Source organism: Enterococcus sp. AZ071 (assembly GCF_050499065.1).
In the GTDB taxonomy this organism is placed as follows: Bacteria; Bacillota; Bacilli; order Lactobacillales; family Enterococcaceae; genus Enterococcus_A; species Enterococcus_A ferrettii.
The window spans coordinates 1,591,762-1,606,273 of the sequence record NZ_JBIPAS010000001.1; the positions used below are offsets into that span (position 1 = coordinate 1,591,762).

The 14,512-nt window shown below is 36.7% G+C and carries 15 protein-coding genes; 3 read left to right on the top strand and 12 right to left on the bottom strand.

Going from position 1 to position 14,512, the window contains the following annotated elements; all coding sequences use genetic code 11:
* The 3 genes from IGI49_RS07850 to IGI49_RS07860 all read right to left on the bottom strand — a co-directional run bounded on the left by IGI49_RS07850 (position 1) and on the right by IGI49_RS07860 (position 2,346).
* Complete coding sequence (locus IGI49_RS07850) at positions 1-657, bottom strand: histidine phosphatase family protein (RefSeq protein WP_429964055.1); 657 nt, start codon at positions 655-657, stop codon at positions 1-3.
* 11 nt (positions 658-668) lie between these two features.
* Entirely contained in the window at positions 669-1,175 is a 507-nt protein-coding gene (gene trmL / locus IGI49_RS07855; RefSeq protein ID WP_429964056.1) for a tRNA (uridine(34)/cytosine(34)/5-carboxymethylaminomethyluridine(34)-2'-O)-methyltransferase TrmL, read from the bottom strand.
* Positions 1,176-1,518: 343 nt separating this feature from the next.
* The gene (locus tag IGI49_RS07860) at positions 1,519-2,346 is read right to left on the bottom strand and encodes a methyltransferase domain-containing protein (protein WP_207701200.1); all 828 of its coding nucleotides are present in this window, start codon (positions 2,344-2,346) and stop codon (positions 1,519-1,521) included.
* An 87-nt stretch (positions 2,347-2,433) separates the two neighbouring features.
* Between IGI49_RS07860 and IGI49_RS07865 the strand changes: the two genes are divergently transcribed.
* Entirely contained in the window at positions 2,434-3,072 is a 639-nt protein-coding gene (locus IGI49_RS07865; protein WP_429964057.1) for a copper homeostasis protein CutC, read from the top strand.
* A gap of 34 nt (positions 3,073-3,106) precedes the next feature.
* Here IGI49_RS07865 and IGI49_RS07870 read toward each other — a convergent pair whose 3' ends face one another.
* From IGI49_RS07870 to IGI49_RS07890, 5 genes are read right to left on the bottom strand one after another with little or no spacing between them, the layout of a single operon-like run.
* The gene (locus IGI49_RS07870; protein ID WP_207701198.1) at positions 3,107-3,556 is read right to left on the bottom strand and encodes an NUDIX hydrolase; all 450 of its coding nucleotides are present in this window, start codon (positions 3,554-3,556) and stop codon (positions 3,107-3,109) included.
* Between the two features lie 54 nt (positions 3,557-3,610).
* Positions 3,611-4,981 carry a magnesium transporter gene (mgtE, locus tag IGI49_RS07875; RefSeq protein WP_429964058.1) on the bottom strand — a complete coding sequence of 457 codons (1,371 nt, stop codon included), beginning with the start codon at positions 4,979-4,981 and terminating at the stop codon, positions 3,611-3,613.
* A gap of 10 nt (positions 4,982-4,991) precedes the next feature.
* On the bottom strand, positions 4,992-5,885 hold the full coding sequence (locus tag IGI49_RS07880) for an RluA family pseudouridine synthase (RefSeq protein WP_429964059.1): 894 nt from the start codon (positions 5,883-5,885) through the stop codon (positions 4,992-4,994).
* 4 nt (positions 5,886-5,889) lie between these two features.
* Positions 5,890-6,693 carry an NAD kinase gene (locus IGI49_RS07885; RefSeq protein ID WP_429964060.1) on the bottom strand — a complete coding sequence of 268 codons (804 nt, stop codon included), beginning with the start codon at positions 6,691-6,693 and terminating at the stop codon, positions 5,890-5,892.
* Positions 6,662-7,330 carry a GTP pyrophosphokinase gene (locus IGI49_RS07890; protein ID WP_207701194.1) on the bottom strand — a complete coding sequence of 223 codons (669 nt, stop codon included), beginning with the start codon at positions 7,328-7,330 and terminating at the stop codon, positions 6,662-6,664. Before IGI49_RS07890 ends, IGI49_RS07885 begins: the two co-directional genes overlap by 32 nt.
* Positions 7,331-7,538: 208 nt before the next feature.
* Between IGI49_RS07890 and IGI49_RS07895 the strand changes: the two genes are divergently transcribed.
* Together IGI49_RS07895 and IGI49_RS07900 are read left to right on the top strand one after the other, a co-directional pair.
* Positions 7,539-8,117: a CYTH domain-containing protein gene (locus tag IGI49_RS07895; protein ID WP_429964061.1), complete on the top strand. Its 579-nt coding sequence runs from the start codon at positions 7,539-7,541 to the stop codon at positions 8,115-8,117.
* Between the two features lie 18 nt (positions 8,118-8,135).
* The gene (locus IGI49_RS07900; RefSeq protein ID WP_429964062.1) at positions 8,136-8,783 is read left to right on the top strand and encodes a DsbA family protein; all 648 of its coding nucleotides are present in this window, start codon (positions 8,136-8,138) and stop codon (positions 8,781-8,783) included.
* A 610-nt stretch (positions 8,784-9,393) separates the two neighbouring features.
* Here IGI49_RS07900 and pepF read toward each other — a convergent pair.
* The 4 genes from pepF to spxA form a co-directional block, all read right to left on the bottom strand.
* Complete coding sequence (gene pepF / locus IGI49_RS07905; RefSeq protein ID WP_429964063.1) at positions 9,394-11,214, bottom strand: oligoendopeptidase F; 1,821 nt, start codon at positions 11,212-11,214, stop codon at positions 9,394-9,396.
* 77 nt (positions 11,215-11,291) lie between these two features.
* Positions 11,292-12,275, bottom strand: coding sequence for a competence protein CoiA (locus tag IGI49_RS07910; protein ID WP_429964064.1), 984 nt, complete (start codon positions 12,273-12,275; stop codon positions 11,292-11,294).
* 52 nt (positions 12,276-12,327) lie between these two features.
* The gene (locus tag IGI49_RS07915) at positions 12,328-12,972 is read right to left on the bottom strand and encodes an adaptor protein MecA (RefSeq protein ID WP_207701189.1); all 645 of its coding nucleotides are present in this window, start codon (positions 12,970-12,972) and stop codon (positions 12,328-12,330) included.
* Positions 12,973-13,235: 263 nt separating this feature from the next.
* Positions 13,236-13,634: a transcriptional regulator SpxA gene (gene spxA / locus IGI49_RS07920; RefSeq protein ID WP_010759673.1), complete on the bottom strand. Its 399-nt coding sequence runs from the start codon at positions 13,632-13,634 to the stop codon at positions 13,236-13,238.
* Between the last annotated feature and the right edge of the window lie 878 nt (positions 13,635-14,512).

The window sequence follows — 14,512 nt, forward strand, 5'->3', positions numbered from 1 at the left end:
TTATAAAATAGCATCAGGTTGTTGCTTTAATTGATTTAAAAAGTCAATGTTGTTCCATTCTAACAAACGGTAAGGTTGATCACCTTCTGCGGTTTCTAAAATAGTCAAACTGTTGTTGTATAGTCCACCCATGGACCGTAATTCAGCCTTTGATTCGCCTGCCAATGATTGAATAGCTGCTGTTAGTGACGCACCATGCCCCACAAAAAGCAGTGGTCCCTTTTCTGCTTCAGCAACAGCTTGACGAACTAAATCTGTTGTACGACTCAGCATTTTGTCGATTTCTTCACCGCCAAAGGAAGTTGGATCATACATATCCAGTCGATGACGTAGATGAGCCATGTTCTCACCATATTTTTCGTACATTTTCGTAATTGATTGACCTTCAAGAGACCCCAGCCCTAATTCTCTCAAATCATCTGTTCGAATGATTTCAACAGGATAAGCCAAACGATTCTTGATCCCTTCAGCAGTGAGGTATGCACGTCTTGAGCTACTTGAATAAATCTTTTCAAAGGGAATATCTTTTACGGTTTCCCCTAGTGCTTCAATCGCTTGAAAACTTTCTGCCAGCAACGGGGAGTCCCCCATCATGCCTTGGAACTTTTTCTCTTGATTCCATTGCGTTTTACCATGCCGTGTAAAATATAACTTCATAACTTCTCTCCTTAATCCAACTTGTCATTTTCATAATGGTGACTAAGTTCTAATTCTGGAAAACTCTGCTGTCTTAACGCTTCATAAACTACGATAGCTACCGTATTAGATAAGTTTAGTGAACGAACGTGCGTATCGTTCATTGGAAGTCTTAAACATTTGTCTTCATTCTCACGCATAAATTCCTCCGGCAAGCCAGTGGTCTCTTTGCCAAACATAAAGAAACGATCTATAGCTTGCGTATAGTCTGGCTCTGAATACGTACGATTAGCAAACTTAGTAATTAAATATAACGGGCGCTGATTCAGAAACTCCATAAATACTGCAAGATTCTTATGGTAAGTAATATCCACGTCATTCCAGTAATCTAATCCTGCTCGTTTTAGATGCTTGTCATCAGTAGAAAAGCCTAGAGGCTCAATTAGATGCAGTGGCGAATTAGTAGCTGCGCATGTCCGAGCAATGTTACCAGTATTAGCTGGAATCTGTGGCTCGAATAATACAATATGGTTAGTCATGATACGGCTCCTCTGATTAATTTTTATAAAAATATTCACTCCATAATTTTTCAAAAATAGATTATTACTTATGGATAAACTCTTGGATAACTCTCAAAAGAATAGCGTGATTTCTCTGCTATTTCATGCATTTTACATACTCGAACGAGATTTTGCACAAAAAAAACGTACCAACTCGGTGTCTAGCACGGCGAGTCGCTACGTTAGTGAAGCACTTTTCACAAACTTTTATCAGAACAGGAACCTGATAAAAACCAATGAAAAACAACTTGTTTGTACTATATCACCATGAAGTTAGAAAAGCAATGATTAATTCACATTTTTTTCAATGAAAACGATTTCTCTAATGTCCTTTTAATATTTCCACATCGATCGTGATTTTTTCCAATGGTTTAGCCATTAACCTCTGTTTTATCAAGGGATCCGCATGCCATTCCAAGGGAGACATGTCCAGTAAATCAAGTTGATTTTGAACAGGAATTTCAAACTGATAGGTCAATCGGGTTCGTTTCTCAACTGACATCTCCATGTTAAATCGATCAATGACTGCCTCATTTGAATAGGGCTTCCCCTCTGGATAAAAAGCCTCTCTTAATTCCCGCAGGTAGTTTTCTTGAGGAACCACTTTTAGCACACTACCGTCCTTTTGCAAAACTCTGCGAAACTCTTGATAATGTGAGGGCGAAAAAATATTTAAAATAGTGTCAAAACATTGATTCGAAAAAGGTAAATTGGTCAAATCAGCCACACACCAGAAACAATCTAAGGCCTGATCTGTTGCTAGGTAAATCCCCTCTTTAGCTAAGTCAAATCCTATAGAAACCTCATTTGCTTTTAACTGGTTTAGTTCCGCTAAAAAGCTCCCTTCACCACAACCTACATCCAAGAGTTTACCAGGAGTTATCCAATTTGCAAGCTGCTCAATAACTGGTTGATACATTCCTGAACGAATCATTCTACCTCTTGGGAGAAACATTTCTTTGTCATAGTCTGTTTTCACTTGATGATCCAAAAAGTAAATCGTTCCTTTTTTAGAAAGGTCGTACTGATGGTTATTTTTACAGCTTAGATAATGATTGTCCATCGAAAAGGTTTCATGACATTTAGGACAACGAAACATAGCGTAATTCTTTTCTAAAAATAAAGAGCCACGATCTATTTTCTTTAACATTGATTCACTTCCTTTAGCAATATGATAGCATAGTTACTCCCAACCTTCTACGACTTATGCTACACTATGGACATAGGAGGAATTACAATGATTAAAGAATTTTGCGCTGAAAACTTCACTTTGATTCCCGCAGCTATTAAAGCGGGCGCTGGAAGAATTGAATTATGTGACAACCTGGCTGTAGGAGGTACTACCCCTAGTTTAGGCGTTATTGAGGAAACTTTGGCATATACTAATGAAAAGCATATTCCAGTTATGACAATGATCCGTCCTCGAGGCGGAGACTTTTGTTATAATGACTTGGAATTGAAGATAATGGAAACGGATTTGATTTATGCTAAGAATGCCGGAACAGATGGCGTAGTTTTTGGCTGTTTAACAGAAGACAAAGAGGTTGATGAAGAAGCTTTAGAGATTCTATTAGGAAATAGCATCGGACTGCAAACTACCTTTCATATGGCATTCGATGAGATTCCAAAAGAAAAGCAATTTGAAACAATCGATTGGTTTGTCAAACTGGGTATAGATCGCATTTTAAGTCATGGCGGTCCATTATCCCAACCAATTGAAGAAAACTTGACTCACTTGAAGGAATTGATTGATTACGCAAATGACAGAATCACTATCTTTCCTGGAGGGGGTGTTACGTTTAAAAATATCAACGAAATTACCCAATTTCTGGGTATACAAGAAGCACACGGAACAAAAATTGTTTCCTTCGACTAGATAATGAATTGACTAAAGAGTAAAGAAGCAGTGGTTAATCCCTACTGCTTCTTTTCGTTTGAATATAGTTTTTTATAAGAAAAAGCCACTTCCAAGTTTTTAGATGCGTTCTTACAGGATAGTTCCCCGATAAATAATCCTTAATTTGCTGCTTTTGATCAGGGTGGATATTTAAGGGCAGATTATGAACATCAAAAAAATTTACTGCTGAATAAACAGGTGAATTTATTGGTTGTTGCGTCTCAACTTCCTTCGCTTTATAAACGTAGGTAAGTTCATCCATATATTCTTTTGTATAAATGCCTATTAATTCTTGAATATCTCCCCTTAAGCCTAAATCTTCTGAAATTAAGCGTTTCATTCCATTCCGTTCATTTTCATCCTGAAATAGTTCTCCTCCAGGCAGTTCCCACACAGGTAGTCCTGGTCGTCTGACCAATAAAATCAAACCATTGCGGATAATAACAGCGTAGGCTTTTTTCATTTTCTCCACTACTTTCAGCATATGTTTCTTCCTTCTGCTAAGACCAAAAAAATTTTAGCTTCCAATAAAATGTTCCATAAACAGACCAGCGATGTTGAAGTAAATCAGTACACTTGTTAAATCACTGAGGGTTGTGATAAATGGTCCACTAGCTACGGCAGGATCAAATCCTAATCTTTCCATTACCATTGGAATCAGACTACCTGCTAAATTAGCTACTGTTATCGCAGCTACCATCGCAGTTCCAATAACAAATCCTAATACAAAATTGTGCTTCCATATCCCTACAATAACAAAAATAGTCGCTCCCGTTACCAACCCGGTTACTAACCCAGTCAAAATCTCACCCATGATCAGTTTACCAAAACCGCTGTCTTTATCATCAGACATTGCTATTCGACGAACAGCCACGGCTAGTGATTGTGTCCCCGCATTGCCAGCTGTACCTGTGATTAACGAAATAAAAACAGCTAAAATACTCGCTTCACTAACTAGGGCTTCATAATGATTAATTAAACTTGCTGTCGACATTCCTAAAAACAATAAGGTGATTAACCATGGCAGACGTCTTGAAGCAGATTTTATAGGATTTTCATCGACCTCTTCGACATTGACCCCCGCTAGACCAGAATAATCGCTAGCTGCTTCATCATCGATTACATCGATAATATCATCGACTGTGACAATCCCTAGTAAATGATCTTCATAATCCGTTACTGGTAATGCTAGAAAATCGTAATCACGGAACATCTGGGCTACATCTTCCTGGTCATCACCAACGTGGACCGAAATAACTCGTTCACTCATTACTTCTGATACCATGGTATCATCGTCATTGATAATTAAATCCCGTAGAGAAATAACTCCCACAAGCTGATTGTCTGTATTAACAACATATGTGTAATAAATCGTTTCGGCGATTTGTGCTTCTTTTTTTAAGACATACATTGCTGAACGAACCGTTTGATTGGCAACAATCGAAACAAATTCGGTAGTCATGATGGAACCGGCTGTATCATCCTCATAATGCAAGAGCTCACGAATTTCATTTGCATGCTCTGGTTCCATCAAGCTTAAATATTTCGCTACTTGTTTCTTGTCTAATTCATTTAAAATGTCTACAGCATTATCCGTATACATTTCAGAAAGCATGTCTGCTGCGTAACGTGGACGCATTTCAGATAAATATTCTTCAACATGTTCATCATCTTCTTCGATCACATCAAACATATCAGCTAGTTCTTTAGGCGACATGTAAGAATACACTAATTGACGTTCTTCACCATCGAGAGATTGATAGAATTGCCCCTGATCGTAAATGTGCATCTCCAAAAAATGTTCACGAAAATCTTGAAGATCGTTTTTCTGCAGTTCACTTTTTAACTGTAAAAAATGGGCTTCTAATTCTTCTTGGTTTTCATCCATCTCTCTCACCTCACAGCTCTCTTGCGATTATCTCCATATCTTTTGCAAGCGGCAAAGAAAATGCCAGCAATTCCCCAGTAAAGGGGTGTCTGAAAGTCAAGGCACAGCAATGCAGGGCCTGACGAGTTATCCCAAGGTCCATTCTACCACCATATAAGTCATCTCCCAGCAGTGGGCAACCCACAGCGCTGAAATGAACCCTGATTTGGTGCGTTCTTCCAGTATGTAGTTGAATATTCACTAGCGCTATGTGTTCATTTCGTTCACTCAGCCAATATTCTGTTAGGGCACTTTGACCAGACTCATCCGTTTTCCTTTTGATTAGAGAAGTCATGTCTCTTACAATTGGTAAATCAATCTGCCCATGTTCACTCAAAGCAGCTATTTCACCAGAAATAAGTGCTTGATATTTTTTTACCAATGTTTTCTTTTGTAATTCTTGATCCAATTTTGCATGAGCAAATCCATGCTTTGCGAACAACATTAGGCCAGAAGTATCTTTATCCAGTCTTGTAACTACGTGGACAACCTGATTTTTGTACCCTTTTTGAACGTAATAAGCCTTTACTCGATTAGCCATTGTTCCACTTGGATGATATTGCGCTGGAATTGATGCCACACCTGCTGGTTTATTTATGATTAATAAATGATCATCTTCAAAGACAATCTCAATAGGCACCTTATCTTCCAACAAAGTATCATGGCCCTTTTCATCAGGAATCACAACAGTTACCTTATCATGGGATTTCAAAGAAAACAAGACGTTTTTTTCCTGGTTATTCACATAAATTTTTCCACCTTGAAACTTTATTTTTGCTAACAGCTTTTTAGAAATTCCCTGCTTTTTTAAAAAGGTACGAAGCAATAATGAATCCGCTTGATCATAAGTCCATTCAAATTCCACAAAATTAATCCTCTCGAATAAAGGCATCTTTTACTCGATGCCAAAAATGCATATGTTTGTAAGAAGCGAAGTGGATACGTTCTTCAGCAATTTTATACTGAATAGAGCGTATTCCTCCCCCACTAACGTCTAACTGGTCAATGGTTACCATGTGTTTTCCATCGGAATTTAAAAAAATCTCAATCCATTCAGCAGGGCCTATGATACTAGGTGATCCTAATGTCCGGAATACACGATTATTCAATGAAGCAATTTCTGCCAATTGCATTGCACTAATGCTTGGATGCACAACAGCGCCGCCAACACTTTTGTTGTATGCAGTTGATCCGGTGGGCGTTGAGATTGATAACCCATCTCCTCTGAAGCGTTCAAAAAGTTCATCCTTTATATAAACATCTGCAACCATTGTTCGATTGCCTTTGCGCACAGTCGATTCGTTCATAGCCAAAAAATGTTTATGACGGCCATCTTCAAAATTGACTACCACGTCTAATAAAGGGTAGCTGACACTCTTATCGCGATCACTGCATAAACTATTTACCATTTCCTCTAATTCATAATCACGCCAATCAGTATAAAAACCTAGATGCCCGGTATGAACCCCTAAAAATCTTACCGTATCCAACTTATGACTGTACCGATGAAATGCTGACAATAATGTTCCGTCTCCGCCAATAGTAATCACTAATTCCGGATCACGCTCAACAATTGCCAAGTCATTGTTTTTGGCCAACAATAGCAGCAAATCTTCATAAACCTTTAAAGATTTTGCTTCATTATTGTGGATGATCCCTATTTTTAGCGGCATATTCGTCTCCTTCTTTCTTCTTTTTACGATATGAAAATAGGTGCTGGGCTTCTTGTATTTCATCTCGAATACTAGACATTTCTTCATCTAGTTGATAGGCAGCCTCAGCAGCACGAAAAAGACGTTCACTAATATCTTCAGGAATCTGTCCTTCATATTTATAATTTAAAGAATGTTCGATAGTAGCCCAAAAATTCATGGCTAATGTTCGGATTTGAATTTCAGCTAATAGCTTCTTCTCTCCGTCTAACATCTGAACCGGATATTCGATTACCAAATGATACGAACGATAGCCACTCGCTTTACGATTGGTTATATAGTCACGCTCTTGTACGACATTCATATCTTTTCTATTTCGGATGACTTGAACCATGTGATGAATATCTTCAACAAACTGGCACATAATACGCATACCAGCAATATCAGACATGTCTTCTTCTAACCGATCTAAAGATAGTCCTCGCAATTTTGCTTTATTCAAAATACTGTCAACTGGCTTCACTCTACCGGTTACAAATTCAATTGGTACGTGTTCCCCTTGCTCACGATATTGAGTTCTTAAACCTCTGAGCTTAATTTTTAGTTCAGCCACAGCTAATTCATACGGTGCAAGAAAAATTTCCCAGTTTCTTTCCATTAAAATTCCCTCGCTTTTCTTTCCATTCTTTCCTATCTTATCACAAACCATCCGTTAGCAAAAATGACTGGTTCATCTCCAAAAGTCGTAAATTCTATATTTTGCTTTATTAATGGATATACTTCATTTAAATATTTGACGGCATGGTGTAATATGTGTCAATATACCTTTGTATTAGTCAAATTTTAGAATAGGGTGTACAATGAGAATGAACAAATCAATCGAAATAGAATATAAAACCATGCTGACTCAGCAAGAATACCTTCAACTGATGACCCATTATCAGTTGGACTCCTCTAATTTGGTTACTCAAACCAATCTTTATTTTGACACATCAGATTATCAATTGAAAGAGAAAAATATGGGATTGCGAATCCGCTATTTTGATTCTGAGGCTGAAGCTACTCTAAAGATTCCTCAGCAAATTGGATTGCTGGAAGTTACAGATAGTCTTGAATTATCAGACGTTAAAAAAGCACTTAAGGATAATCGTTTCCCAAAAAATGCTTTTCAGATAATTAGTGCCTTAAATAATGAGTCTGTTACTACTGATTTATTAGGTCTAATTGGTCGATTAGTGACCAAACGTGCTGAAAAAATCATTCCTGAAGGTAAATTAGCTTTAGATGAGAGCTGGTACAGAGACCAACATGATTTTGAATTAGAATTAGAAGTACAAGATAGCGGAAAAAAAGAAGAAGATTTTTTTGCCCTATTGAAACAATTTAACATCCCTTATCGACCAGCCGAGAATAAAATTGTTCGAGCTGTTACTGTAAGGAAATGAATGTGAGGAGGAAGTCTCTTGATTGAGATCTATTTGTTTATCAATCCTATCGGGGATCGTTGCTTAAACATTGAAAAACAGATAACTGAATTGATGAAAAAGAATGATCTAAAAATCCAGTTACGGCTCATTCCATTAATGAATTTACATACTGTATCTGACCTCTTAATCCGGGAGGGCCTGTCAAAAAAAGACATACGCAAACGGAACAAGCTTTCTGATAACATTTACTCTGCTGCCCTAGACGTAAAAGCAGCCCAGTTGCAGGGTAAAAAGCGTGGTCGAATCTTCTTGATGAAATTGCAAGAAGAATTGACTAAAAAAAAGACTCCCTATTCTGAAGAGTTGGTGTATCGCCTATTCTCAGAGGTTGGAGGGGATATGGAAACATTTATTGAGGATCGTGCTTCTGATCTAGTAAAAGAACTGTTTATAGCAGATCAACAAATTGCTAGAGATATGAACATTACAAAGCACCCATCAGCTGTCATTTATAACTGTGCGAACGACGCAGGAACTGGCGTAAGAGTTGAGGGTTTCAGTGCCATCAAGTATGTGATCAATGCCTGCAAATCACGTGAGTCAATGCTCCGCTTCTTCAAGACTCAGGAAAACAGTGAAATTTTTAGTCAAGAGTTTCCTGATGATCACCTTTCATTAATCTAAAAAAAGACAGCTGAGGAAAAATCCTTAACTGTTTTTTTGACTTGATTTACGATGCTTTTTTACTGGATAAGCACGGATGTAATTACTTTTGCTTTTAATTCCCACTTTTTGCTTGGTTTGCTGATAGCAATGTACCCATGCAGTCAGTTTTTTTAATACAGCTCATCTCCGCTCATCAATTATCCCTTGTATCGTAAATAGTCTGAATAATCGCTTTTCCAGCTGATCTATAGAAACAAAGTTCTCGCGAACCCTCCTGTCATTTCCTTAGTGTATTCGAATGTTTTTAGCAAGTAATTACAAAAGACTCTGTAAGTGCTGAGTAAGGAGGGCTTAACTGCAAATTCAATTACCAAAACCATTAGATAGAATATTCTGAAATTTGCTTTGGTTGTATAGTCCTCTGTCAGATTGCTGCATCCTTTTTTAGTGGGTATCATTTTTCTGGATATAAAGTGAGGAAACTAACATTTCTTTTATGAATGAACATGGCATAGCCTAAGCTTGTTTTCTAATAATACAAAAGAAGAGAGACCCGCCATTTCTGCAGTCTCTCTCTTCTTTTGCGATTATTTTACACGGTTAGATTTTGTTAAGAACGCTCTATTTTTTAATTGTCTTTCAATTGCCGAACTAATTCTTCTAATTCATCTAGACGTAAAGCAAAAACTCCCATTGCATCTTCAATATAGTTAGCCTTTGTCATGTCCACACCAGCTTTTTTCATCACTTCAATCGGATAATCACTGCTGCCAGATTTTAAATAAGTTAAATAGTTTTCTAATGCTTCTGGCTCATGATTAACAATTTTAGCTGCTAAAGCATTTGCTGCAGAGAAGCCCGTAGCATATTGATAAACGTAGTAATTATAGTAAAAGTGAGGAATACGCGACCATTCGTATTGGATTTCTTCATCACTAACAACAATTGGTCCATAATACTTCTGATTTAATTCTTTATAGTAATTGCTCAAGTGTTCGCTGGTCAATGGAACACCTATTGCATCTTGTGTGTGGATGTAATGCTCAAATTCTGCAAATTGTGTCTGTCTGAAAATAGTTCCTTTAAACCCATCCAAATAATGATTTATAATATAAGCACGAATTTTTGGGTCTTTCTCAGTTTCAAGTAAATAACTAGTTAAAATATTTTCGTTAGTAGTAGAAGCAATCTCTGCTAAAAAGATAGAGTAGTCTCCATATACATAGGGCTGACTATTTCGCGTGAAGTAACTGTGTACACTATGTCCCATCTCATGAACCAATGTATATAATTCATCTAAACGGTCATGCCAGTTTAATAAAATATAAGGTTGTGTATCATAGGCCCCTGAAGAGTAAGCTCCACTGCGTTTCCCTTGATTTTCAACGACATCTATCCAGCGTTCGTCGAAAGCCTTCTCGACAATCTCACGATATTCTTCACCTAGTGGTTTTAATGCTAACAACGCCTTTTCCTTAGCTTCTTCATACGTATATTTGATAGGCGCATCTGCCAGCAAAGGTGTATACATATCATACATATGCAGCTCTTCTAATCCCAACAAATCTTTACGTAATTCTACATATCGATGAAGCAATGGCAAATACTGATTCACTACCAACACTAAAGTATCATACACATCTTCTGGAATATGATTGTTGTCTAGAGAAGCTGCTCGTGCTGACGAATACCCCCGTATTTTTGCTTTATAATTATGGCTTTTTACATGGGTACTCAATGTAGTTGCCAAAGTGTTTTTAAACTGTTGATATACTGTATATAACGCCTTAAAGGCTGACTGTCTTACATTGCGATCCATACTCTCCATCAATTGGCCATAGACACCATGTGTCAACTGAACATCTTCTCCGGCTTCATTTTGAACAATTGGAAATTTCAAATCTGCATTGTTCATCACAGAAAAAATATCCGCTGAACTACCAAATATTTCGCTGGCACCGGCTAACAGTGCTTCTTGCTCTGCTGGTAAAATGTGGGCTCTTTGAGACAGAATCTGCTCAACAAAATGACGATACAGCGCTAAAGCCGGTTCAGAATCAAAGAAAGCCCAGATTGTTTGATCTGATATTGATAATACTTCAGGTTCAAACCAGCTGACTGCCTCACTTGTCTGAGCAATCAGGCTTGAAGCACGTGCATACAAAGCTTGATACTGGGTGTTGGCCGTGTCTTGATCATTTTTCAAATGTGCATATACATAGATAACTTCTACTTTGCGATAAATATCCAATACATATTCAATTCCGGCTAAAAATGCCTGTGCATTTTCCTTTAAAGTTCCCTTAACCTTATCAGCTGCCTGCAACTCATCTGATAAAAATTGAAATTTTTCTTCAAACTCTGCTTCATCAGCAAAAATTTTGGTTAAATCCCATGTCAATTCTACTGGGACCTCTTCCCGTTTTGGTAATTGTTTTGCTTCAGTCATATCATCGCTCCCATCTTTTTGACTTATCTTAACACATTTTGTTGAAAAAAATAACTGGGTGCATTTAAAGATATTCTTCACTGTCTCAGAATCAATTGACGTGTTTCTGTTAGAAGTCCATTCAGTATTCTTTCTTTTTCGATTCGAGGAAAATGCCAGCTAAGCTTACTTTCAATACAAAACCTTTCAAAATCATTAATAACAGCTGCTGGTTTTTCAGGATTTAAGGAATACAAATAGCGAAAAATGATGTATGCCTCGTTGTAGATAAAGGCAAACTGACTAGGCTGATACATCCACTCCGGCAAATGAAGTACATGCCCACTTTGCTGATACAGAAACTTCTGTAATGGTTTAATCCCTTCATCAAAGGAAGCAAGTTTAACAGCTAAAAATTGCTTTGTTACTTGGATTTGCTGATAGTTAAACCAACTAGCTGTTTTGTCTTCACTTACTATTTGATTTATTTCTAGTAAGGGCATTGATTGAAAAGGGAAAGTTCTCTTTGTATAGTAGCAATGTTGATTGAATTTTTTGATATGACTAAGCAAATAAATCCCTTTAAAATCAATCAACCAAAGATGAAATCCGTTTTCCTGACTATACGAACAAAAATGTTTTTGCAGGATGCTCCACTTTCTTTTGGGCCATAAAGGTGGTCCCAAAAGCCACCAATCCTGATATCCCCCATCTGAGTAACCTTTAAAACGTTGAATTAAACGAGAAATCTTCAACGGAGAGCATTGTATCTCCACCGCTGTACGATTCTGTAAAAGATCTGGTCGTTGCTGCAATTCAGGAATCGGTTTCTCCAGTACCCACTCCTCACCCTGTGAGCGTCCACTTATCCAAAAGAGCTGTTTTAATCGCAAATGCTCTTGCGTTTCTCCTTCGCTTAACCCTTCACAGTTCGTTCTTTTGCGATGAGCAAAGTGAGGAATTTTAATTGTCCCTTGTTTGAAGATCAATTTGTCTCCACAATCAGGACAATAATAGTTCTCCTCTGATGAATAATGCTTCACCGAAATCAATTGCTTCTTTTCGTTATATGCAAATAGCATATTTTCACCCCATAGGTAATATACGCAAAAAAAGAAGCCTTATTCAGGCTTCTTAAATAAAATAGCTTCGGGTGATCTCTATTGCATCTTTTTGCATCAATAAATGTCCGTATTCTTCCAAAAATTCTGGAGTTACCTGCGTATCTTCAGCATATTCTAACACCTCAGCAACAACGTCTGAAATAGACGAATCCCCAAATATTTCTGGATCAAAATACAACTGGAGATAGTATTCTTTATCATATTGGAAAAGATCGCTCCAAGCTTCATCCAAAAAGGAATAACTAGCTAATTCAATCATGTCTTCAAAATCGTTAAGTTTAAAAACACGTAAACGACCAATCTCAGCACTTTCGGATGTTGAATCTTGAGAAGCAAGTATTTGCTGACGAATTAATTGATCGAGATCATTCGTTTCAAAATCACCTGGATCAGAGAATTTATTCAAATCATCTTGTGTAAGATTTTTACTAATGAATAATTCCAATCCATCATTTTTAGGCAAAACCTGAAAAGTAACGGCTTCGCTACTCTTGAATTCATCTTCAATGTCAACTTCTTCTAAAATACTATAAAAGAAAGTCTCAATTTCGCGATGATTTCCAAGAAGATCCAGAAAAGTAATTCCTCGTTCTGCCAAATCATCACTGCCAATCATCACTCGAATGGTGTTTTCATTGATGTGTTCCATTTCCATCTAAGCACACCTCATTTCAAATAGGTAGGTTATATGTTCATTGTAACCGATTGGCGGCAAAAGTAAAGAAAGCGAACAGAATTTATCAAGTCTTTAAAAAGAAATTTTTGGCCTGCCTCTTTCTTCTAAATTTTTCTGAAAAATCTTCAACACTTAAGCAGGAACTGAAATATTCTTTCTCTGCACAAACTTTAAAGAGTTACTGACTTAATCAAATAGAACTGTGAATGAAACAAAAAAACCCCGCTTCCGCGAGGTAATTTTTATAGTCCGGCCATAAGCTGTGCTTGTCGTAATTCATACTGACGAACATCACGTGGTAAAAAGCGGCGAATTTCATCTTCGTTGAATCCTACTTGCAATCTTTTGTCGTCAATCATGATAGGTCGTCTAAGCAGGCCAGGATTTTCTTTTACTAAACTTAATAAATCTTTTAAAGATAGTTCGTCTAAATCCATGTTTAACTTTTGAAAAACCTTCGAACGAGTGGAGATAATCTCTTCGGTTCCATCCTCAGTCATTTGCAAAATATCTTTTAATTCTTCAATGGTCAAAGGTTCAGAGAAAATGTTTCTTTCCACAAATGGGATCTCATGTTCCTGCAGCCAAGCACGTGCTTTCCGACATGATGTGCAACTAGGGGAAGTATATAGTGTCAACATACATGTATCACTCCTTTTCTTGACTAAAATGATTTTGTAACAGAAGGTTTTGTCTCTCTTCTATCTGTGTCCTATTATACAGAAAAAACGTAACAAAAAAAAGTGCCTTAAACAACAAAGTTTATTAATAATACCGTTATTTAATTTTCAGTCTTGTAAAGCACCCATCTAAATTAGGGGGCTTCCTCCTCACGCTTACTTTGAAAACTTATTTCCAATGTCTTCTGGCATAATACAAAATAAAAAACTGTATCATTAAGTCTAGGATTTCTTCCACAACTCTGTTTAAAAATAAAAAAAAAAGTTTTTCTAAATTACATATTATACTTATTACAAACACTAGTCATTCGCAACAAATCCTATCAAACCGCTAATTATCTTAATACTCTTAAATGATCTTATAAATTAAAATTTGTATAAAAAACACATTTAATAAGAAAACGCTAATTCTTTTTGAATTAAGAAAGCGGTTTCTGTATCAAGTATTCTTCATCGAAATCCCTTTATTTATAGATACAGATCACCTAAAAAAAAGGGCAATTTTAATTTTTCTAGTCCGATTAGCTTCTTAAAAAAGAGTCATTATTTCTTAGTATGCCTTCCTCAATCATTATTTTTTTCTAGTCGATTTTTTTTGATTGATAAATGCTCGTGTTTTTTTTGTCAAAAAACACAAAAAAATAAGATAACAATGGTTATCGAACGCTTTTTTCTTCCCACCCTGAAGACGATTTGAAGGAGTAGAATTAGAAAAAGTCTGAAATACTGATAAAACGGTTATAACCAAGTGAGATACTTTGGCAATTCACTTTGTTTTTATAGACTATTACTTTAATCAAAATCAAACTAAAAAACATTTCTGCTTTTTCAATCAAGAT